Here is an 18815-nt window from a genome sequence, read left to right on the forward strand (position 1 = left end):
TTCCGGCCCGCGGCGGCGCGGATCAGCCACTCGCCACCGTCATGCCCTCCACGCGCAGGGTCGGCACGTTGACGCCGTAGCGGAATTCGAGATCGTTGGCGGGCGTCATCGCGAGGAACATGTCCTTGACGTTGCCCGCGATCGTGAACTCCGCGACCGGCGTGGTGATCTGGCCGTTCTCTATTCTGAAGCCGGCGGCGCCGCGGCTGTAGTCGCCGGTCACGCCGTTCGCGCCGCCGCCCATCAGTTCGGTAACGTAGACGCCCGATGCGATGTCGGCGATCAGCGTTTCGAGCGGGACATGGCCCGGCTCCATGAACACGTTGCTGGTCGCCACGCCGGGGCCGCCGCCGACCCCGCGGGCGGCGTGGCCGGTGGGTTCGAGGCCAAGCTGGCGTGCCGAGGCGGAGTCGAGCAGCCAGCGTTCGAGCATGCCGTTCTCGATGATCTCGCTCGGCGAGACTGGAAGGCCCTCGCCGTCGAACGGGCGCGAGCGCAGGCCGTGCGGGCGGTGCGGATCGTCGCGGATCGTGATGCCGTGCGCGAACACCTGGCTGCCGAGCGAATCGAGCAGGAAGCTGGTCTTTCGCGTGATCGCCTGGCCGGAGATCGCGCCGAGCATATGGCCGACCAGCGATCCGCCGACGCGGCGATCGTAGACGATCGTGGTGGGGCCGCTGACGAGGCGACCAGGATTCAGGCGTGCGACGGCCTGTTCGCCGGCGCGGCGGCCGATCGCGTCGGGCGCTTCGAGATGCGCACGGAGACGGGCGCTGCTGTGCGCGTAATCGCGCTGCATACCGCCGCCCTCTCCTGCCAGGACGCTGGCCGACACGCCGTAGCCGGTCGCGGCATAGGCGCCGGCGAAACCGTGGCTGGTGGCGAGCGCCCAGACGCTGCGCGAGGCGCTGGCGCCGCCGCCTTCGCTGTTCGAGACGCCTGGGACGGCGCGGGCGGCGTCTTCGGCTTCGAGGGCGGCGTCGCGGAGTTGCTCGGGACTGGCTTCGCCGCCGTCGTCCAGACCGAGCATCGGGACGATGCCGTGGAGCAGGCGATCGGCGGGGGCTAGGCCGGCCCAGGGGTCCTCGGGGGCTTCACGCGCCATTGCCACCGCGCGCTCGACGAGTGCGTCCATCGCGGCGGTCGACAGGTCGGAGGTGGAGACGCTCGCGGAGCGCTGGCCGACGAACACGCGAAGGCCCAAATCCTCGCTTTCGGAACGGCCGATGTCCTCGAGTTTGCCGAGGCGGATCGACACGTCGAGCGCGGCGTCGGCGGCGAAGACCGCGTCGGCGGCGTCGGCGCCCGCCGCCCTCGCGCGCTGGACGATGTCGTGGGCGCGGTCGCGGGCTTGGTCTGGGGTCAGCATAGCAGCGACTTAAGGATGCAGGCTCGTGCCGACAACCACGCAGGCGAGGAACATGAGCAGTCCGGCGAAGCGGTTCGCGCGGAAGCGGGCGAGTGCTGCGGTGCCGGCGCCGTCGTGCGTGTCGGGTTTTAGGGTGACGACCTGCCAGGCTAGGTGAAGCGCGACGGGGACGAGTGCGGCGATCGCGAGCGGATCGGGGCGGACTTGCCAGAACGCTGCGGCCCATAGAGCGACGGCGGTAACGTAGAAGGCACCGACGCCGGCCTTTACGTGGCTGCCCATGCGGAGGGCAGACGAGCGGATGCCTATCATCGCGTCGTCCTCGCGGTCCTGTAGCGCGTAGATCGTGTCGTAGCCGATCACCCACGCGATCGAGCCGGCATAGAGCCGCCACATCGGCGTATCGAGCGCGCCGGCGATGTCGCTCCAGCCGACCAACAATGCCCAGGAGAAGACGATGCCGAGCCATGCCTGCGGCCACCAGGTGATGCGCTTCATGAAGGGGTAGGCGGCGACCGGCGCGAGGCTGGCGAGCGCGACGATCGCGGCGAAGAAGGTGAGTTGCAGGAGAACTACAAAGCCGATCAGGCAGAGCGCAACGAGCCAGATCCAGGCGAGCTTGATCGAGACGAGGCCGCTGGGAATCGGGCGTGCGCGGGTGCGGGCGACCTGCGCGTCAAGGTCTCGGTCGACGATGTCGTTGAACACGCACCCTGCGCCGCGCATCGCAATGCTGCCGAGGAGGAGCCAGAGGATCAGGTCCCAGCGCTGCACCGCGCCACCGGCCAGCGCGACGCCCCACGCACCGGGCCAAAACAGCAGCCACCAACCGATCGGGCGGTCGAAACGCGCGAGCAGCGCGAGGCCGCGGAGAGTGGGCGGGAGACGACCGACCAGCCCTCGGTGTTCGCTGTCGGGGACGATTTCCGCGTGGCTCGGCTTGGTCTGCATGGCGGAGGCGTAGGAAGACGGGGTTTGGCGCGCAAGTCTTTGCCGGCTAGGGTCGGCGGAGTGGCGCGTTCGGACCCTCTCGCATGATCGGCCTTTCGGTCGCGGTCGGCCGCTTCGTCGAGGCGTTGTTCTGGGGTATTTTCCGCGTCGCGGGGGCGGTTGCCGGGGTGTTGATCCTCGGCGTCGTGGTTTTGGTTGTTGCGTGGGTGGTGGCGCGGAAGATGTGGGTGCGGCGCAAACGCTGAACGCCGCTTCCCGGAGAGGCCCCTCCTAAAATCCTCCCGGGCACGGGGAGGGGGACCGTTCGCCATCGGCGAAGGGTGGAGGGGGATCACCGCGAGCGTTCCGCTGGTAGCGGAGAGCCTCGCAAGTGCCGCTTCTGTTAACGCCCCGGACGCCGCCGTTAACTTCGCGGAAGCCCCCCTCCACCAGCTGCGCTGGTCCCCCTCCCCGTGCCGGGGAGGATTTGCTAGAGGCGAGTTATGCCCGCAACCCCCGCCTGGCCGCCGCAATCCACGCCGCGCCTTTTCGTCGATCGCCTCCTCGCGCACGGCCCGCTCCACATCGACGGCCCCGCCGCGCATTATCTCGCAGGCGTGATGCGTATGAAGATCGGCGATCCGGTGAAGCTGTTCGACGATCGCACCGGCGAATGGCTCGGCGTCGCGTCGAGCGTCGGCAAGCGCGACCTCGTGCTCGACGTCACCGAATTGCTGCGACCGCGCGAGGACGTGCCTGATCTATGGCTGTGCGCTGCACCGCTCAAGAAGAGCCGGGTCGACTGGATGGCGGAGAAGGCGTGCGAGCTCGGCGTCGCGCGCCTGCAGCCCGTCGTCACGCGCCGCACCATCGTCGACAAGCCCAATACCGAGCGGCTGCGCACGCAGATGATCGAGGCGGCCGAGCAATGCGGGCGCACCGCGCTGCCCGAGGTGACCGAACCGGTGAAGTTTGCCGCATTGCTCCGCGACTGGCCTGAAGACCGCGCGCTGTTCTTCGCCGACGAGACCGGCGGCGTGCCCGCTCTGGAGGCGATGCGCACGCGGCCCGGCCCGGCGGCGATCCTGATCGGGCCTGAGGGTGGCTTCGATGCCGACGAGCGCGAGGCGATCCGCGCGCATCCGCAAGCGGTTGGAATCGGGCTCGGGCCGCGCATCCTGCGAGCGGAAACCGCGGCGGGCGCTGCGGTCGCGTTGTGGATGGCGGCGGCGGGCGACTGGCGCGGCAACGAGGCGGGTGGCGGGGACAGATAAGGGGGCGGGATAACGGGCTGCGGCGCAATACCTACCGATTGGTCCGAATCCCCTCTAGCGGGCACGTTCATCGCCGCGTAAGGCGCGGCGATGACGACGATTCCAGCTCCGAAAAAGTTCAGCCCGACGATCGAGTCGCGCGACCAGTTGATCGCTAGCTTCGCGGGCGGCGAGAAGCCGAAGGATGCGTGGCGGATCGGCACCGAGCATGAGAAGTTCGTCTATGCGAACGGCGATCACCATGCGCCTTCGTATGACGAGCCGAGCGGCATCCGCGCGCTGCTCGGCGAGCTGGAGCAATATGGCTGGAAGCCGGTCATGGAGGGCGGCAACGCGATCGCCATGTCGGGTCCCGACGGCAGCATCAGCCTGGAGCCCGCGGGCCAATTCGAACTCTCCGGCGCGCCGCTCGATAGCCTGCACGAGACGTGTGCCGAAACCGGGCGTCACCTGGAACAGGTGAAGGCTGCGGGCGAGAAGCTCGGGATCGGTTTCCTCGGGCTCGGCATGTGGCCGGACAAGACGCGGGCCGAACTGCCGATCATGCCCAAGGGGCGCTATGCGATCATGCTGCGGCACATGCCGCGCGTCGGCAGCATGGGCCTCGACATGATGCTGCGGACCTGCACGATCCAGGTGAACCTGGATTACGCGTCCGAGGCGGACATGGTGAAGAAATTCCGCGTCGGCCTCGCGCTCCAGCCGCTCGCCACCGCGCTGTTCGCGAACTCGCCGTTCACGGAAGGGCGGCCCAACGGCATGCTGTCGTATCGCAGCCATATCTGGTCGGACACCGATCCGCACCGCACCGGCATGCTGCCGTTCGTGTTCGAGGATGGCTTCGGGTACGAGCGCTACGCCGAGTACGCGCTCGATGTGCCGATGTACTTCGTCTACCGCGACGGTAAATATATCGACGCCGCTGGCCTCTCGTTCCGCGACTTCCTGAAGGGCGAATTGTCGGTGTTGCCGGGGGAAAAGCCGACGCTCGACGACTGGACCGATCATCTCTCGACCGCGTTCCCCGAGGTTCGGTTGAAGACGTTCCTCGAGATGCGCGGTGCCGATGGCGGGCCGTGGAACCGGATCTGTGCGCTGCCGGCCTTGTGGGTCGGGCTGCTGTACGATCAGGGTGCGCTCGATGCGGCGTGGGATCTGGTCAAGGACTGGACGATCGACGAGCGTCAGGCGCTGCGCGATGCGGTGCCGAAGCTGGGGCTGGACGCGCCGATCGCGGGCGGCGGCAAGCTGCGCGACATCGCGGGCCAAGCGCTCGACATTGCCGGGGCCGGGCTGACGGCGCGGGCGCGGTTCAACCGGGCTGGCGACAACGAAAGCGGCTTCCTCGATCCGCTGCGTGAGATCGTTCGCAGCGGCAAGGTGCCGGCGGAGGTGTTGCTTGAGAAGTATCACGGGGCCTGGGGTGGCGACGTCTCGAAGGTGTACGACGAATCGAGCTTCTAACTCGCTTGTCGCTTCGGGCGTGCGGTAGCCGACCACCTCATCCGTCATCCTGACGAAAGTCAGGATCCAGCGTTACGAACGCCGCCATTCGTGGCTCTGGGCCCGGACTTTCGTCAGGGTGACGGCTTGGATGTGGTCGCCTCCCCTTGCCCCCGCAGCTTCGCGAAGAAGCGCGGCACTAGGCCGTTGCGGGACATCCAGTCGAAATAGACGCGGTAGTCCGGGTCGAGCTTCAGGTGTCGCTCCTCTGTCTTGGCGCGCCAGTAATACACGCCACTGACCGCTGCCATCAGCAGCGTCGCGCGCGCCGCGTCGACCATGCTGCCGAACGTCAGGACCGGGATCGTCGAGATCCACCAGAACAGGTTCTTTGACAGATAGGCCGGATGACGCGAGATCGCATACGGCCCGTGTGTCAGGATGCCGCGGTTGGTGAGGTTCGAAAAGCGGAGGCCGAACGCCATTGTCGCCCACGCATAGATCGCGGTCAGTCCGACCAGCACCGCACCGATCAGGGTCAGCAGGATTGGATGGCCCTGAAACCAGTAGGCCCAGTCCGACGTGCCGGGATGGTAATCGAGCGGGCCGCCCGTGGTCATGAGAATGAACGGCGGATAGCACATCAGCGCGGGCATCCACGCCGCCGCGAACGGATTGGCGCTGCGGATGTGTGAATCGAGGGGGCGGAAGGTGAGAAGATAGCCGACCGTTGCGAACGCCACGTCGATCAGGAACATCAGCGTCACCAGCCAACTCGCCAACGCGACCGGATCGCGGAGCACGGATGCGACATCGCCGCGGACGAAGTCGCCGAACCCCGGCGGGACGATCGCGAGCATGAAGGCGAGGAAGAAGGTCTTCACGCCCCACGCGCGCAGATGGCCATAGATCGCCTCATGGTCGACGCCCGCCTGCCCCGTCATCCAAGCCCCGAGATGCCACGCGCCGTCACGCGGCTCGACCAGATAGCGGTCGATCCAGAGCACGTATGGGATGGAGGCGACGAACAGGATCGGTGCGGCATTGGTGAAGCACCACATCGCGAACGCGAAATTGCCCTGCCAGTAGAAACGTCCGGCGCCATAAATCACCGCGATCGCTGCCCAAGTTGCCCATAGCCCGGCCAGCTTGGTCAAACTGAGGTCCAACGTATCACGCCAGGGGTTGCCCGCAGACCAGTCGATACCAGTACTTGTGCTCAGATGGACTTTATCGACGAGCAGCGACCAGACGATCATCGGTGCGCCGCACGCGGCGACGTTGATCAGCGCCGAATAGGGCCCGTCCATGCCGAAATGCCGCGCGATGCCGATCCAGGCGAGCACGCCGGCGAGCCCGGCCAAGCCGGCGCCGTGGCTGACCGCCGACTTCGGTCGGGGATCAGTCGTGGCAGGAACGGCAATCGCTGGGTCGTGATCCATGCCGGCGGCCTAGCGCAATAAGGTAATGAAGGCATGAAGCATGTTTGGGTGCGACCACACGGACGCTTGCGCAGTGCGCTCTGCGACGCTAGTTCCACCGCTCGCTCAAGCGTGCCGGGCGGGTATAGTACAATGGTAGTACAGCAGCCTTCCAAGCTGAATACACGGGTTCGATTCCCGTTACCCGCTCCAATTAGTCCCGTTCGCGACACCCCATACGGAAAATCTTCACGGCGTCGTCAGGCGGCTCAACAACGTCGCCATGCGCCGCTGACCCGACACCGTCAGCTGTACGTGCGAACGGCGACCGTCGCGTTCGTCGCGCGTGCGTTCGACCAGTCCGGCGTCCTGCAGGATCGATAGATAGCGCAACGCGGTGGCGGAAGGCGACCGGGCACCGATACAGACCGCCGATACGCTGAGCCGGCGCCCCTCGTGATCCGAGATGAACAAGTCGAGCAGGATGTCCCAGGCGGGTTCGGAAAAGAGCGTTCCGCCAAGAAGCGTATCCCGCAACTGGCGCACTTCGTACAGGCGCCGCGCGACCTGCACGAGTATTGCCTGCGACGGTAGCGTAGGATGCCCGACGTTCCGCGGCAGTGAGATCGGCATAGCGACGATCTGGCTCCCCGGTGGGGCGATGAGCGGCGCCAGCACCGGCGCGGTGGAGAGTGCGTGGTTCATGAGCCTCTTTTCCGAAAAGCGATTAGCCGAGCGTCGGGTCCTGCCGACTCCAGTCGAGATCCCAGCCGCGCGCCCGGATCCGTTGCGAATGCCTGAGCGTGCCGATCACGAGCACCAGGACGATGGGATAACTCCACGCGGCCGCGAGCACGGCATAGACGAGCCGAATGACGTCGGGACTGACCGCCTTTGCCAGATGCGCGCCTGATCCCAACGCATGCAGCGCCGTCACCCAGGCCGGCCAAAACCGATCGGCATGCAACGTGATCGCGATCATCGTCGCCAACAACAGCAGATCGACGATCATCACGCCGATTTCCAACCCCGAGAAGAGCGAGGGAATATCCCGTTGGAGGATACCGGTCGACGCTGCCGCTATAAGCAACGCCAAGCCGGTCAGCCGTTCCGGCGCTCCCCCACGCCACAGCGCGTAGCCGGACGCGGCCAGTTGAATTGCATAAAACGCCCAGACTCGATCCAACGCATAGCTCCCAAACCGGCGAGGTTGGACCGAAACCGGTCGTTCAGGCGACTGCTGCCAAGCGGGGTGGAGCGTCGCCCAGCGAAATTCCGCCAAGCACACCCTCGTTGGGCGGACATTCCGCCGTATCGCCATAGCCGTAGAACTGGCCCAGCCCGATGTCGTGACGGACATCGATCAGCGCCCGGTGCGCTTCGACGAAGCGCTGACGCGCATTGATCATATCGAACGATGCCTGCGAGACCATTTGCAACGCCGCCGTGCCCGTCCCCACCGGAAGGTTGGCGGCTACACGCTGCTGTAACAGCGTCGACACGCATGATGCCGCCAACATAGCCGCCTGGTCGACCGCAGCCTCCGCCTTCAAGAATATCGTCGTCACCGCATTGGTGGCGTCGCGTCGCTGTCTCAGCATCGAAACTCTCCCCGTTGGCGCCGGCGTTACGGCACCGTGCATGGGAGCCGTGTTCCCCCGGTTCGCTCGCAACAGGCTGGTCAGCGTCATTGCCATGTTCACGATCGCCATCGACGTGACAGCGATCAGGCCCATGAGTCCGATCAGTCTGACGAGCCGGTCGCCGACCGAAACCCGGTTGCGCGCCTCTCCCATCGAACCACTGCCCTGGGACAGTCCCAGGAAGCGGCGAACAAGCCCCCACGGCCCGGTCGCCGCACTGTCTGCCCGGACAATTGGGGGATTGGGAATGTCGAATGGTTCGGATGGGAGACGTTCGTATGCCGCGGGCGGCGCATCGGAACGGCCTGCACCGCCGTCTCGCCGACCGCCTGGTCCCGGTCTTGCCCCCCCCCAGCCAGCCGCCCCGCCGGCTCCCCCGTCGGCTGTCCCGTCAAATGTCACCGGGCTACCGTGCTCATGCTGCTGAAGACGGCGCGCAGCCTCGAACCGAGTGCCAACGCCAAGAACCTGGACCGCACGCTCGATCCGCTTGTCGATCGCCGAAGGCGACACGTTGAACCGTGCCGCGATCTCCTTCGAATTGTGATGCGTCAGCACCAGTCGCAGGCAGGCGCGCTGGGCCTCGGTCAACTGCTCGATGCGTTCTGCGGTCATGGCGCGATGGTAGCGCGAACTCGCCTGGGTTGCACCTTTCACTTGCATCAAGATGCACGCTCTGCGGGACGATCGCGCAGGGTGCTGAGATTGGAGGAAAGTCCCGGTGCCAGACAGCCAGATCGCGCTCGATGTGGGAACAAACTGACCGGACTATGGCTCGCGTCGCCCAGCGCGATCGCCTGGAAGCCGGCGTTCGCATGTGATGGCGTGGCTCTTGGGACATCCTATCGCGCCGCTGGCGACACTCCCTGCAGCCCTTGAGAAAGTCCGATAAAGAAATGGCAGGCGTTAGTCCCGGGCGAAGATTTCGGCGTGCGGGATGGTGAGATCGAGTGACGGCAAAAGGACATCGGCACGGTCCGGAAGCCAGTCGTCGGTCCAGCCGCCGCTCGGCGTGCGCCGGACGAGGCGGATGCGTTCGTCGGTCGGGTCGACCAGTACGATCTCGCGAGTGCCGTCGAGCTGGCGGTACTCCTCGAGCTTGACCTTCTGGTCGTAGGAGGAGGTTGACGGCGAAAGCACTTCGAACACGACCTGTGGGTCGCCGAGAAGCTTCTTGCGGTCGTTGCCAGGGGCCGAAGGGTTGTTGCAGTAGATGCTGAGGTCGGGAAATCGTATCGACCGCTCGCCGGTGCGGGTGGCGAAGTTGGAGCCGTAGGGGCGGCAGCCGGTGCCACGGAGCTTGGGGTGGAAATATGCCAGAAGATTGGCGGCAATACGGGCGTGAACCTCGTTTCCACCCGCCATGATGTAGATCAGTCCGTCTTCGAGCTCGGCCTTCGCGCCGCCGAAATCCATGTCGAGGAATTCATCGACTTCGACTCGGCGATAGGCGGGATCTAGACGGACTGCAGCCATGGGTGGCAGGGTATACCCTTCGGGCGGACAAACAAAGGACCGGGGATTGCTCCCCGGCCCTTTGCTTTGGTCGTCTGTTTGGAACGGAGGACCGGTGAAGCCGGCCCTTTTCGTCGGACGGGACTGGTGGCTTCGCCGCCAGCCCGCCGGCCGTTCTGATCTTGTGTCCGGGCCAGCCTTCGCTGGCCCGGTCCAAGATCAGAAGTCCATGCCGCCCATGCCGCCCATGCCGCCGCCGCCCATGGGCATGGCGGGCTTGTCTTCGGCCATTTCGCTCACGGCCGCTTCGGTCGTGATCAGGAGGCCTGCGACCGATGCTGCGTTCTGCAGCGCGGTGCGGACGACCTTGGTCGGATCGATCACGCCGGCTTCCACCAGGTTCTCGTAGGTGTCGGTCGCGGCGTTGAAGCCGATCGACGTGTCGTTGCCGTCGAGCAGCTTGCCCGAAACCACCGCACCGTCATGACCTGCGTTCTGCGCGATCTGGCGAACCAGAGCCGTCAGCGATTTCCGCACGATATCGATACCGCGCGTCTGGTCCTCGTTCGCACCGGTCAGGCCGTCGAGGGCCTTGGTCGCGTACAGCAACGCCGTACCACCACCGGGGACGATGCCCTCTTCGACGGCTGCGCGGGTTGCGTGCAGCGCGTCGTCGACGCGGTCCTTGCGCTCCTTGACCTCAACCTCGGACGAACCACCGACCTTGATGACGGCAACGCCGCCGGCAAGCTTGGCGAGACGCTCCTGAAGCTTCTCCTTGTCGTAGTCGCTGGTCGTGTTCTCGATCTGCTGGCGGATCGCTTCGGTGCGGCCCTTGATCGTGTCGTGATCGCCAGCACCGTCGACGATAACGGTGTTGTCCTTGTCGATCGTGACGCGCTTGGCGGTGCCGAGCATGCCGAGCGTGACGGTCTCGAGCTTGATGCCGAGGTCTTCCGAGATCATCTCGCCCTTGGTCAGGATCGCGATGTCCTCGAGCATCGCCTTGCGACGATCGCCGAAGCCCGGTGCCTTGACCGCTGCGACCTTCAGGCCGCCGCGCAGCTTGTTGACGACGAGCGTGGCCAGAGCCTCACCCTCGATGTCCTCGGCGATGATCAGGAGCGGACGACCCGACTGAACGACGGCTTCCAGGATCGGGAGCATCGCCTGCAGGTTCGACAGCTTCTTCTCGTGGATCAGGATGTAGGGATCCTGAAGCTCGACGGTCATCTTCTCGGGGTTGGTGATGAAGTACGGCGACAGATAGCCGCGGTCGAACTGCATGCCCTCGACGACGTCGAGCTCGAATTCGAGACCCTTCGCTTCCTCGACGGTGATCACGCCTTCCTTGCCGACCTTCTCCATGGCTTCGGCGATCTTCTCGCCGACTTCACGGTCGCCGTTTGCCGAGATGATGCCGACCTGCGCCACTTCCTTCGAACCCGAAACCGGCTTCGAGCGCGCCTTGACGTCCTCGACGACCTTGACGACGGCGAGATCGATGCCGCGCTTCAGGTCCATCGGGTTCATGCCCGCTGCAACCGACTTCATGCCCTCGCGAACGATGGCCTGTGCCAGAACCGTCGCGGTGGTCGTGCCGTCACCGGCGATGTCGTTGGTCTTCGAGGCCACTTCGCGCAGCATCTGCGCACCCATGTTCTCGAACTTGTCCTTGAGCTCGATCTCCTTGGCGACGGTGACGCCGTCCTTGGTGATGCGCGGTGCGCCGAAGCTCTTGTCGATGACGACGTTGCGGCCCTTGGGGCCCAAGGTCACCTTGACTGCGTCGGCGAGGATGTCGACGCCGCGGAGGATGCGCTCACGCGCGTCACGACCGAATTTTACGTCCTTGGAAGCCATGTCAGCTGCCCTTTCAGAATTTTTGCGTCACCCCAGCGAACGTTGGGGTCTTGCAGTAATTGGGAGACCCCAGCTTCCGCTGGGGTGACGAGAAGGTGGTTAGCCGACGATCCCAAGGATGTCGGATTCCTTCATGATCAGCAGATCCTCACCGTCGACCTTGACCTCGGTGCCCGACCACTTGCCGAACAGGATCTTGTCGCCGGTCTTGACGTCGAGCGGGGTGATCGTGCCGTTCTCGGCGCGGGTGCCGGTGCCGATGGCGACGACTTCGCCTTCCTGCGGCTTTTCCTTGGCGGTGTCGGGGATGATGATGCCGCCAGCCGTCTTCTCTTCGGCTTCGAGGCGCTTCACCAGCACGCGATCATGCAACGGACGAAAGTTCATGGGGTCCATGTCCTTTTGGGATTGTGACAGATTTCTGGCACTCAGGGGACCCGAGTGCCAACGGACGGCATATGTGCCTCGTGGTGCGGCATGTCAAAGGTTGCGCGGGTGAAAATTTTTCGGGCGGGCTTGGGTTTCGGGCGTCGTGGCTGAGGGGGGTGGCGGACCGCACTGCTAATGCAATGTCGTTCTCCTGCGCACGCAGGATGCCAGGGTTACCTAGGGCGGCGCTTGTGATCCTGGGCTCCTGCGTTCGCAGGAGAACACGGAGTGAGCGAACCTTTGCTTCTGCTCCCCTTCCGCTTGCGGGAGGGGTCGGGGGAGGGACTTTTCCGAGGCGGGGCGTTTTTGGGACGCCCCTCCCCTAACCCCTCCCGCAGGCGGGAGGGGAACTGCGTGCCGCTCGGGGTGGGCTTAGGAACTAGAACCACCCCTGTGTTGGCCTCGTAACACAGGCCATTTACGTCGGTCCGCGCATGCTCTAGCTCTCGTCCCATGACCGATACCGCAGCGCCGTCCTACGCCCCCCGCCCGTCCTACACCGACCCGACGCGGCCTCGCCGCAAATGGCGGCTGGTGCGGGGCGTGTGGAAGTTCCTCGTGGCGATCAAGGATGCGCTCGTCCTGATCGCGATGCTGTTGTTCTTCGGCCTGATTTTCGCCGCGCTCAATGCGCGGCAGAGCACCACGGCGATCAAGGACGGCGCGCTGGTGCTCGACCTCAACGGCTCGATCGTCGAGCAGCCCGAGGAGCAGGCCGCGTTCGCCGCGCTGTCGGGGCAGAACACGACTCGCCAGTTCCGCCTGCGCGACGTGGTCCGCTCGATCGACACGGCGAGAACCGATGCGCGGGTGAAGGCCGTCGTGCTCGATCTCGACAGCTTCGGTGGCGCGTATCCCGCGGCGCTGGGAGAAGTCGGCGATGCGTTGGCGCGGGTGCGCGCGAGCGGCAAGCCGGTGCTCGCCTATGCGACCGCGTACACCGATGGCGGCTACCGCCTCGCGGCCAACGCCAGCGAGGTCTGGGTCAATCCGCTGGGCGGCACGATCTTCATGGGTCCGGGCGGCAACCAGCTTTATTACAAGGGCCTGATCGACAAGCTCGGCGTCAACGCGCACGTCTACCGCGTCGGCCGCTACAAGTCGTTCGTCGAGCCCTACACGCGCGCCGACCAGAGCGAGGACGCCAAGGCGGCGAGCACCGCGCTGTACGGCACGCTGTTCTCGCAGTGGCGCGAGGCCGTCGCCAAGGCACGGCCCAAGGCGCAGATCGCGCAGTTCATGAGCGCGCCCGACAAGGTGATCATCGCCGCGAACGGCAACATCGCGCAGGCCAATCTGCGTGCCGGCATCGTCGACAAGCTCGGCGACCGGACCGCGTTCGGGCGACGCGTCGCGGAGATCGCCGGGTCCGACGACAAGAAGCCCGCGGGCAATTTCAACACGATCAAATACGATGCCTGGGTGAAAGCGAACCCGCTGCCGACCGCAGGCGACGCGATCGGCGTGCTGACGATCGCCGGCGAGATCGTCGACGGCGAGAGCGGCCCCGGCAAGGCGGCCGGCAAGACGATCGAGAAGGCGGTGCTCGACGGGCTTGCCAAGAAGGATCTGAAGGCGCTGGTCGTGCGCGTCGATTCACCGGGCGGCTCGGTGCTGGCGTCGGAGCAGATCCGGCTCGCGATCCTGGAGGCCAAGCGACAGAAGCTGCCGATCGTGGTGTCGATGGGCGGTTTGGCGGCGAGCGGTGGTTACTGGGTGTCTACGCCGGCTGACGTGATCTTCGCCGAACCGGGTACGATCACCGGCTCGATCGGGATCTTCGGCGTGATCCCGACCTTCGAGAACGCACTCGCCAAGATCGGCGTGACCAGCGACGGCGTGAAGACCACGCCGCTGTCGGGCCAGCCCGATATCGTCGGCGGCACCACGCCGATGTTCGACGCGATCGCGCAGGCGGGCATCGAGAATGGCTATCGCGAGTTCATCAGCCGCGTCGCCGCGTCGCGGAAGATGACTCCGGCGCGGGTCGACGAGATCGGCCAGGGGCGCGTTTGGGATGGCGGCACCGCGCGGCAGATCGGGCTGGTCGACCGGTTCGGGACGCTCAAGGACGCGATCGACGAGGCGGCCAAGCGTGCCAAGCTCGATCCCGCCAAGGTGCATGCCGAGTATCTGGAGAAGAAGCCGGGTTTCCTCGCGACGATCGCGCAGGATTTCGGCAACGACGGTTCGGACGACGACGCAGGGGGCGGCGATGCGTTCGCACACGTCGCCGCGGACCGCCGCCAGATGCTCGCGCGCGCAGTCGGCGACATGAAGCGGTTGGCGACCTCAGGCTCGATCCAAGCGCGCTGCCTGGAGTGTGGCGGGATGGGGCCGACGACGGCGGGCATCGGCGATGCGAAGCTGCTCGACCTGTTGCTGGCGCGGATCGGCTTCTGATGGTGGCCACTTCGGGCAATGGCGGCGGGATCGTGATCCGGGCCGCGCGGCCCGAGGATGCCGCGTCGATCGCCGCGATCTATGCGCCGCACGTGCTGGTCGGCACGGTGTCGTTCGAAACCGAGGCTCCGGATGCGCGGCAGATGCGGGCGCGGATGGCGGCGTCGGACGGGCTGTACCCGTGGCTGGTCGCGACGGTCGGGCCCGAAGGCGGCGTGCTGGCCTATGCCTATGCCGCGCCTTTCCACAAGCGCGAGGCGTACCGGTTCGCGTGCGAGACCACGGTGTATGTCGCGGATGCGGCGCAGCGCCAGGGCGCGGGGCGGCTGTTGTACGAGGCGCTGATCGACACGCTGCGGGCCCAGGGGTTCACGCAGGCGATCGGGGCGATCGCGTTGCCGAACGATTCGTCGATCAAGCTGCACGAGGCGGTCGGGTTTCGCCGCGCGGGGGTGTATCGCGAGGTCGGGTACAAGAACGGGCAGTGGATCGATGTCGGGCATTGGCAGTGCGAGCTGAACGAGCCTGCGGTGCCGCCGGTCGAGCCGAAGCGGTTTGCGGATGTGGGGGTTGTGCGCGGGTAGCGTGCTGTCGTGATTGGCGGTGCGATGCCGGTAGGGCAACCACCCCGGCGGCGGCCGGGGCCCAATTGGTGCGTCCGGAGTAACTCGGCGTAGCGCTCCGTTGGCAATGTTGCCCAATTGGGCCCCGGCCTTCGCCGGAGTGGTTTTGAGTTGGGGATGGATGTGGCGTGGGGCGCCCCTCTCGTTCTCCCGCGAAGGTGGGACCCCAGAGTCCCCGCCTTCGCGGGGACACATGCTTTTAGAGAATGCGGGGTTAGCGACGGCCGCCGTAGGACGGCAGTGCCAAATGGTAGCGTATCGCGGCGGCGCGCAGGGTGAAGCCCGCGCTGGCGGCGATCACCGCGGACCACGCGTTGGGAACGCCTAGCAGCACCAGCCCGACATAGCTTGCCGCCGCCAGTGCCGCCGCGGTGACGTAAAGCTCCGGACGCATCAGGATCGAGGGTTCGCCGGCCAGCACATCGCGGATGATGCCGCCGACGCAGGCGGTCATCACCCCCATCAGCGCGGCGGGGACCGGGGGCACGCCGTAGCCGAGCGCCTTGGCCGCGCCGTACACCGCATAGGCCGCCAGCCCGACCGCGTCGAACCAGCCGAGCGCCTCCTCGCGCCACCAGCGGCCCGGCGTCGTCCAGATCAGCAGCGCCATCACCAGGCATACGCTGGCGGCACGCGCGTCGCGGATCCAGAACACCGGCGCGCCGATCAGAAGATCGCGCACCGTGCCGCCGCCGACGCCGGTGATCAGCGCGAAGAAGACGACCGTCACGAAGGTCTGGTCGCGTTTCGCGGCGGCCAGCGCGCCCGAGGCAGCGAACACCGCGAGCCCCGCGATATCGAACCACGGCCCGGTCGCGGGCAGGACGGGCGGGATCAGCGTGTGCGGAAGCATCCCCAGCGACTTAGCGAAACATCGCGGATCGGTAACCCGGCTTTTTCCATGGAGCCCGTCCTGTGATCATCCTGTGGCCGATCCGGGGCATTTCCACGTTCACCGCCCGATCGCCGCGGAACCAAACGCATCGATGAACGCGACGTTGTTTTCGGTTCATGCAACTCGCCGTATAGTCACATCGTTACACCAGCAGATCAATTCACTAGGGAGTTAAACATGCGTAAGTTCATCCTGGCACTCGGCTGCAGCGCGATGGTCCTGCCGACCGTCCTGATCCCGGTTTCGGCCGCAGACGCGCGCGATCGTCGCGAATGGCGTGGTCGCGACGGCCGCGTCTACTGCAAGAAGTCGAACGGCACGACCGGCACGATCATCGGCGGCGTCGGCGGCGCCCTGCTCGGCCGCACGGTCGACACCCGCGGCGACCGCACGGTCGGCACGCTCGGTGGCGCAGTCCTCGGTGGCCTCGCCGGCCGCGCGATCGACAAGGGCACCAGCAACAACAATCGTCGTTGCCGCTAAAAGAACGCTACTAAAAAAACCGCGCCGCCATTTTGCGGGTGGTGCGTTGAAGACGGGCGTCGTGGGGAACCACGGCGCCTTTTTTCATGTCCCGAAAGGACCCATCATGACCACACGCAGCGGTTCGGCAAAATATGAAGGCCTCGGCAAGAGCGGCAAGGGCCATGTCTCGACGCAGTCGGGCGTGTTGTCCGACAGCCCTTACGGCTTCAACACGCGGTTCGATAACGAGCCCGGCACCAATCCCGAGGAACTGATCGCGGCGGCGCATGCGTCGTGCTTCACGATGGCGCTGAGCTTCGCGCTCGCGGGCAAGGGCTATGAGGCGGGGACGCTCGAGACGTCCGCCAAGGTGACGCTCGACAAGGACGGCGACGGGTTCAAGATCACCAAGTCGGCGCTGACGCTGAATGCCAAGGTCGACGGCATCTCGAAGGAAGAGTTCGAGGCGATCGCCGCGGATGCCAAGGCGAACTGCCCGGTGTCGAAGGTGCTCGACGCCGAGATCACGCTGGAGCATAATCTGGCCGCATAAAAGCGCCTGATCTCAGATACCTGTCGGCCGGCTGAATGCGACGTAGTTTGCGGTTCACGCAACCCCCGCATCGGCCGGCCGTTCAGTACGCACAGCATTTGGGAGAGAGATCATGCGTATTGCCATATTGTCAGCAGCCCTTGCCGCCACCGCGTTCGGCGCAATTCCGGTCGGCGCGCAGTCGACCGTGCGGGGCGCCAATCGCGAGTACAACAACGAAGTCCGCGACGCGCAGCGCGACTATCGCCGCGACCTCCGTAATGCGGACTCACGGGGTGACGTGCGTGATGCACGGCGCGAATATCGAGAAGACGTGCGTGACGCACGGCAGGATCGCCGGGGCGATGTTCGCGACATCCGTCAGGACCGCCGCAATGACGGGCGCAACTGGCAACAGTATCGCGGCTACGACTATAACCGCTTCGAGCGGGGCCAGCGTGGCTATCTCGCCGACCGCTATTACCGCGACGGGCGTTATTACCAGGAGCGTCGCCTCGGCCGGAACGACCGCATCTATCGCGGCGGTAACGGGCGCTATTATTGCCGTCGCAACGACGGGACGACGGGGCTGATCGTAGGCGGTCTAGCCGGCGGCGCGCTCGGCAACATCATCTCGAGCGGTGGTTCGCAGTTGCTCGGCACGCTGATCGGTGCGGGCGGTGGCGCGGTGCTGGGGTCGTCGATCGACCGGGGCAACGTGCGCTGCCGTTGAGGGCTAACTCATAACCCTCCCCCGCCGGGGGGGTGTTTAGGCATTGAAACGGCCCGGTGGAAACGCCGGGCCGTTTTGCGTCAGATGATGCCGCCGCCGAGGCTCAGGCGGAGCGCGAAGATGATAATGAGGACGATGTTGAGGTTGCGGCCGCCGCTGCTCGACGAGAGCGCGCCGACCGCGGCGCCGACGATGCCGATCGGGATGACGAGCCAGTTCATCCAGCCGAGCAGCGGAATAAAGGCGACGAGGCCGAGCACCAGGGTGACGAGGCCGATGAGGATCGAGACGATGTTCAACATGCAGAGAACATGGCGAGTCGCGGCGGTTCGGGCAAGACGTTGGGTTCGTGGGGAGGGATAGCGTGTTCTTACGATCCTCCCCCGCCAGGGGGAGGTGTCGCCGAAGGTGACGGAGGGGGCGGACACGCAACAGCGGTTTCCCTTACCTCCCCCTCCGTCTGGCAAGTGCCAGCCACCCCCCCCTGGCGGGGGAGGATCGGAGGTGGGCGGAAAACGCTTTCTTCACCGTCGTTCGCGCATAGGATGCGGGTGATGACCTTTCCCCTGCGCTCCGCCCTTCTCCTCCCGCTCGCGCTGGCCGCCTGCAACCGGTCCTCGAGCGACCAGCAGGATCTCAACAGCCTCGATGCCGAGCTGACCAACGGCACCGTGCGCGATCCGGCGCTGACGTCGGCGCTGGGCGGGCAGATCATGGTCGACCCTCGGTTGACCCAATCGTCCAACACCGATGCGGTGCGGCCACCGACGCGCCTCGAGGGCGGCGCGGTGCCGCCCGAGGGGCCGCTGAAGGCCGATCCGATCGACCCGAAGACGTTGCAGCGCGCGCCGGCGCCGTCGAACGATTGCCCCGAGTGCAAGACGGCGAACGGCACGCTGACGCTGGGCGCGCTGGCGGAGCGGCAGAAGACGCCCGACGCAGGGGCGTGTGCGCAGAAGATCGGTTATTCGGCGGGGTGGGCGAACCGGTTGCCGGCGGACCTGCCGCTGTATCCGGCGGCGCGGTTGACCGAGGCTGCGGGGGCGGATCGGGACGGCTGTCGCTTACGCGTGGTGAGTTTCGCGAGTGCTGCGCCGATGCAGAAGATGCTCGACTGGTATTTCACGAAGGCGCGGGCGGCGGGGTATTCGGCCGGGCACAGCACGGACGGCAGGCAGCATGTGCTGGGCGGGGTTCGGAGGAACGACGCCTATGTGGTGTATGTGACGGCGCGGGCCGGTGGCGGGAGCGATGTGGATATGGTTTCCAACGCCGGGCGGTGAGCAGTTTCGCGAAATTGCGTTTACCCAGGCGCACCACCCCGACGGAGGCCGGGG

The 18815-nt window shown here is 66.1% G+C and carries 20 protein-coding genes and 1 tRNA gene; 10 read left to right on the forward strand and 11 right to left on the reverse strand.

Translation table 11 applies throughout. The features are described 5' to 3' along the window. Positions 1-22: 22 nt before the first annotated feature. Both U1737_RS10735 and ubiA read right to left on the reverse strand, forming a co-directional pair. Complete coding sequence (locus U1737_RS10735) at positions 23-1369, reverse strand: TldD/PmbA family protein (RefSeq protein ID WP_332796774.1); 1347 nt, start codon at positions 1367-1369, stop codon at positions 23-25. A 9-nt stretch (positions 1370-1378) separates the two neighbouring features. Continuing rightward, the gene (gene ubiA, locus U1737_RS10740) at positions 1379-2320 is read right to left on the reverse strand and encodes a 4-hydroxybenzoate octaprenyltransferase (RefSeq protein WP_332796775.1); all 942 of its coding nucleotides are present in this window, start codon (positions 2318-2320) and stop codon (positions 1379-1381) included. 83 nt (positions 2321-2403) lie between these two features. On the opposite strand from ubiA, the gene U1737_RS10745 reads away from it, so the two are divergent. The 3 genes from U1737_RS10745 to U1737_RS10755 all read left to right on the forward strand — a co-directional run bounded on the left by U1737_RS10745 (position 2404) and on the right by U1737_RS10755 (position 5037). Continuing rightward, complete coding sequence (locus U1737_RS10745; protein WP_248522645.1) at positions 2404-2565, forward strand: hypothetical protein; 162 nt, start codon at positions 2404-2406, stop codon at positions 2563-2565. 237 nt (positions 2566-2802) lie between these two features. Beyond that, a complete protein-coding gene (locus U1737_RS10750; RefSeq protein ID WP_248522644.1) occupies positions 2803-3573 on the forward strand; it encodes a 16S rRNA (uracil(1498)-N(3))-methyltransferase in 771 nt (256 codons plus the stop codon). Positions 3574-3663: 90 nt separating this feature from the next. Next, positions 3664-5037, forward strand: a complete 1374-nt coding sequence (locus U1737_RS10755; RefSeq protein ID WP_332796776.1) for a glutamate--cysteine ligase — start codon at positions 3664-3666, stop codon at positions 5035-5037. A gap of 113 nt (positions 5038-5150) precedes the next feature. Here the strand turns inward: U1737_RS10755 and U1737_RS10760 are convergent, their stop codons facing one another. Continuing rightward, positions 5151-6458 (reverse strand): methyltransferase family protein, encoded by a 1308-nt coding sequence (locus tag U1737_RS10760; protein ID WP_332796777.1) that lies wholly within the window; start codon positions 6456-6458, stop codon positions 5151-5153. 118 nt (positions 6459-6576) lie between these two features. On the opposite strand from U1737_RS10760, the gene U1737_RS10765 reads away from it, so the two are divergent. Continuing rightward, positions 6577-6650 (forward strand) — tRNA-Gly (locus tag U1737_RS10765). Positions 6651-6686: 36 nt separating this feature from the next. Here U1737_RS10765 and U1737_RS10770 read toward each other — a convergent pair. The 6 genes from U1737_RS10770 to groES form a co-directional block, all read right to left on the reverse strand. Beyond that, entirely contained in the window at positions 6687-7142 is a 456-nt protein-coding gene (locus U1737_RS10770; RefSeq protein ID WP_248522641.1) for a helix-turn-helix domain-containing protein, read from the reverse strand. Between the two features lie 22 nt (positions 7143-7164). Beyond that, entirely contained in the window at positions 7165-7623 is a 459-nt protein-coding gene (locus U1737_RS10775) for a hypothetical protein (protein WP_248522640.1), read from the reverse strand. 43 nt (positions 7624-7666) lie between these two features. After that, positions 7667-8695, reverse strand: coding sequence for a sigma factor-like helix-turn-helix DNA-binding protein (locus U1737_RS10780; RefSeq protein ID WP_332796778.1), 1029 nt, complete (start codon positions 8693-8695; stop codon positions 7667-7669). A 291-nt stretch (positions 8696-8986) separates the two neighbouring features. Continuing rightward, positions 8987-9556 carry a Uma2 family endonuclease gene (locus U1737_RS10785; RefSeq protein ID WP_282580497.1) on the reverse strand — a complete coding sequence of 190 codons (570 nt, stop codon included), beginning with the start codon at positions 9554-9556 and terminating at the stop codon, positions 8987-8989. A 198-nt stretch (positions 9557-9754) separates the two neighbouring features. Next, on the reverse strand, positions 9755-11398 hold the full coding sequence (gene groL, locus U1737_RS10790; RefSeq protein ID WP_332796779.1) for a chaperonin GroEL: 1644 nt from the start codon (positions 11396-11398) through the stop codon (positions 9755-9757). A gap of 99 nt (positions 11399-11497) precedes the next feature. After that, positions 11498-11785 (reverse strand): co-chaperone GroES, encoded by a 288-nt coding sequence (gene groES, locus U1737_RS10795; RefSeq protein WP_056052039.1) that lies wholly within the window; start codon positions 11783-11785, stop codon positions 11498-11500. 495 nt (positions 11786-12280) lie between these two features. On the opposite strand from groES, the gene sppA reads away from it, so the two are divergent. Then, on the forward strand, positions 12281-14230 hold the full coding sequence (gene sppA / locus U1737_RS10800) for a signal peptide peptidase SppA (protein ID WP_332796780.1): 1950 nt from the start codon (positions 12281-12283) through the stop codon (positions 14228-14230). Continuing rightward, positions 14230-14814, forward strand: a complete 585-nt coding sequence (locus tag U1737_RS10805) for a GNAT family N-acetyltransferase (RefSeq protein ID WP_332796781.1) — start codon at positions 14230-14232, stop codon at positions 14812-14814. The genes sppA and U1737_RS10805 overlap by 1 nt, the downstream gene beginning before the upstream one ends. 253 nt (positions 14815-15067) lie before the next feature. Here the strand turns inward: U1737_RS10805 and U1737_RS10810 are convergent, their stop codons facing one another. After that, positions 15068-15706 (reverse strand): trimeric intracellular cation channel family protein, encoded by a 639-nt coding sequence (locus tag U1737_RS10810; protein ID WP_187503526.1) that lies wholly within the window; start codon positions 15704-15706, stop codon positions 15068-15070. Positions 15707-15925: 219 nt separating this feature from the next. Here U1737_RS10810 and U1737_RS10815 point away from each other — a divergent pair, with 219 nt between their 5' ends. From U1737_RS10815 to U1737_RS10825, 3 genes are all read left to right on the forward strand, one after another. Further along, positions 15926-16231, forward strand: coding sequence for a glycine zipper 2TM domain-containing protein (locus U1737_RS10815; RefSeq protein WP_131583811.1), 306 nt, complete (start codon positions 15926-15928; stop codon positions 16229-16231). A 106-nt stretch (positions 16232-16337) separates the two neighbouring features. Then, entirely contained in the window at positions 16338-16766 is a 429-nt protein-coding gene (locus U1737_RS10820; protein ID WP_332796782.1) for an OsmC family protein, read from the forward strand. Between the two features lie 112 nt (positions 16767-16878). Next, positions 16879-17478: a glycine zipper 2TM domain-containing protein gene (locus U1737_RS10825; protein WP_248522633.1), complete on the forward strand. Its 600-nt coding sequence runs from the start codon at positions 16879-16881 to the stop codon at positions 17476-17478. Positions 17479-17558: 80 nt separating this feature from the next. Here U1737_RS10825 and U1737_RS10830 read toward each other — a convergent pair whose 3' ends face one another. Continuing rightward, positions 17559-17780 (reverse strand): hypothetical protein, encoded by a 222-nt coding sequence (locus U1737_RS10830; protein WP_056052052.1) that lies wholly within the window; start codon positions 17778-17780, stop codon positions 17559-17561. A 252-nt stretch (positions 17781-18032) separates the two neighbouring features. On the opposite strand from U1737_RS10830, the gene U1737_RS10835 reads away from it, so the two are divergent. After that, a complete protein-coding gene (locus tag U1737_RS10835) occupies positions 18033-18761 on the forward strand; it encodes a hypothetical protein (RefSeq protein WP_332796783.1) in 729 nt (242 codons plus the stop codon). Positions 18762-18815 lie beyond the last annotated feature (54 nt).

It is taken from the genome of Sphingomonas fucosidasi (assembly GCF_036663855.1).
GTDB classification, from domain to species: domain Bacteria; phylum Pseudomonadota; class Alphaproteobacteria; order Sphingomonadales; family Sphingomonadaceae; genus Sphingomonas; species Sphingomonas faeni_B.

Coding starts and splice junctions, on each gene's coding strand:
- U1737_RS10820 (WP_332796782.1), top strand. CDS start 16,338: ATGACCACACGCAGCGGTTCGGCAAAATATGAAGGCCTCGGCAAGAGC.
- U1737_RS10785 (WP_282580497.1), bottom strand. CDS start 9,556: ATGGCTGCAGTCCGTCTAGATCCCGCCTATCGCCGAGTCGAAGTCGAT.
- U1737_RS10805 (WP_332796781.1), top strand. CDS start 14,230: ATGGTGGCCACTTCGGGCAATGGCGGCGGGATCGTGATCCGGGCCGCG.
- U1737_RS10780 (WP_332796778.1), bottom strand. CDS start 8,695: ATGACCGCAGAACGCATCGAGCAGTTGACCGAGGCCCAGCGCGCCTGC.
- U1737_RS10825 (WP_248522633.1), top strand. CDS start 16,879: ATGCGTATTGCCATATTGTCAGCAGCCCTTGCCGCCACCGCGTTCGGC.
- U1737_RS10835 (WP_332796783.1), top strand. CDS start 18,033: ATGACCTTTCCCCTGCGCTCCGCCCTTCTCCTCCCGCTCGCGCTGGCC.
- U1737_RS10755 (WP_332796776.1), top strand. CDS start 3,664: ATGACGACGATTCCAGCTCCGAAAAAGTTCAGCCCGACGATCGAGTCG.
- sppA (WP_332796780.1), top strand. CDS start 12,281: ATGACCGATACCGCAGCGCCGTCCTACGCCCCCCGCCCGTCCTACACC.
- U1737_RS10750 (WP_248522644.1), top strand. CDS start 2,803: ATGCCCGCAACCCCCGCCTGGCCGCCGCAATCCACGCCGCGCCTTTTC.
- U1737_RS10815 (WP_131583811.1), top strand. CDS start 15,926: ATGCGTAAGTTCATCCTGGCACTCGGCTGCAGCGCGATGGTCCTGCCG.
- ubiA (WP_332796775.1), bottom strand. CDS start 2,320: ATGCAGACCAAGCCGAGCCACGCGGAAATCGTCCCCGACAGCGAACAC.
- groL (WP_332796779.1), bottom strand. CDS start 11,398: ATGGCTTCCAAGGACGTAAAATTCGGTCGTGACGCGCGTGAGCGCATC.
- U1737_RS10810 (WP_187503526.1), bottom strand. CDS start 15,706: ATGCTTCCGCACACGCTGATCCCGCCCGTCCTGCCCGCGACCGGGCCG.
- U1737_RS10745 (WP_248522645.1), top strand. CDS start 2,404: ATGATCGGCCTTTCGGTCGCGGTCGGCCGCTTCGTCGAGGCGTTGTTC.
- groES (WP_056052039.1), bottom strand. CDS start 11,785: ATGAACTTTCGTCCGTTGCATGATCGCGTGCTGGTGAAGCGCCTCGAA.
- U1737_RS10760 (WP_332796777.1), bottom strand. CDS start 6,458: ATGGATCACGACCCAGCGATTGCCGTTCCTGCCACGACTGATCCCCGA.
- U1737_RS10830 (WP_056052052.1), bottom strand. CDS start 17,780: ATGTTGAACATCGTCTCGATCCTCATCGGCCTCGTCACCCTGGTGCTC.
- U1737_RS10735 (WP_332796774.1), bottom strand. CDS start 1,369: ATGCTGACCCCAGACCAAGCCCGCGACCGCGCCCACGACATCGTCCAG.
- U1737_RS10770 (WP_248522641.1), bottom strand. CDS start 7,142: ATGAACCACGCACTCTCCACCGCGCCGGTGCTGGCGCCGCTCATCGCC.